The organism is Streptomyces viridosporus (assembly GCF_002078235.1).
GTDB classification, from domain to species: Bacteria; Actinomycetota; Actinomycetes; order Streptomycetales; family Streptomycetaceae; genus Streptomyces; species Streptomyces viridosporus.
Genome location: NZ_MSGP01000695.1, coordinates 1 through 1029, shown reverse-complemented (window position 1 = coordinate 1029; position 1029 = coordinate 1). Strand labels below are relative to the sequence as shown.

General features: G+C 69.7%; 1 protein-coding gene. It reads left to right on the top strand.

Annotated features, from left to right (window positions below; translation table 11 throughout):
- Positions 1-1029, top strand: a 1029-nt coding sequence (gene pepN, locus B7L92_RS35980; RefSeq protein WP_255311301.1) for an aminopeptidase N, incomplete at both ends; no start/stop codon positions are given.

Here is a 1029-nt window from a genome sequence, read left to right as displayed (position 1 = left end):
CTACTCCCGCACCGGCGAGGGCATGCACCGCTTCACCGACCCCGCCGACGGCCGGACCTACGTCTACACCCAGCTCTTCCTGGACGACGTGCAGCGCGTCTTCGCCGCCTTCGACCAGCCCGACCTCAAGGCCGTCTTCGAACTCGCCGTCACCGCCCCCGAGGACTGGACCGTCCTCGCCAACAGCGTCACCGAGCACACCGGCGACGGCGTCTGGAAGGCCGCCCCCACCCCACCGATCTCCACCTACCTCGTCGCCGTCGCCGCCGGCCCCTGGCACTCCGTGCGCACCGAGCACCGCGGCCTGCCCTTCGGCATCCACTGCCGCCGCTCGCTCGCCCCCCACCTGGACGCCGACGCCGACGAACTCCTCGACATCACCCGCGCGTGCTTCGACCGCTACCACGAGAAGTTCGAGGAGCCCTACCCCTTCGACTCCTACGACCAGGCCTTCGTACCCGAGTTCAACGCGGGCGCCATGGAGAACCCCGGACTGGTCACCTTCCGCGACGAGTTCGTCTACCGCTCCGCCGTCACCGACACCGAACGCCAGACCCGCGCCAGGGTCGTCGCGCACGAGATGGCCCACATGTGGTTCGGCGACCTCGTCACCCTCACCTGGTGGGACGACATCTGGCTGAACGAGTCCTTCGCCGAGTACATGGGCTACCAGATCCTCACCGAGGCCACCCGCTTCACGGACACCTGGACCAACTTCGGCGTCGCCGGCAAGGCCTGGGGCTACGACGCCGACCAGCGCCCCTCCACCCACCCCGTCGCCCCCGGAGACGTGGAGGACACCGCCTCCGCACTGCTCAACTTCGACGGCATCTCCTACGCCAAGGGCGCCTCCGCCCTGCGCCAGCTCGTCGCCTGGCTCGGCGAGAAGGACTTCCTCGCCGGCATCAACATCCACTTCCAGCGGCACAAGTTCGCCAACGCCACCCTCGCCGACTTCATCGACTCCCTCGCCGCCGCCACCGACCGCGACGTCCACGCCTGGGCCGACGCCTGGCTGCGCACCACCGG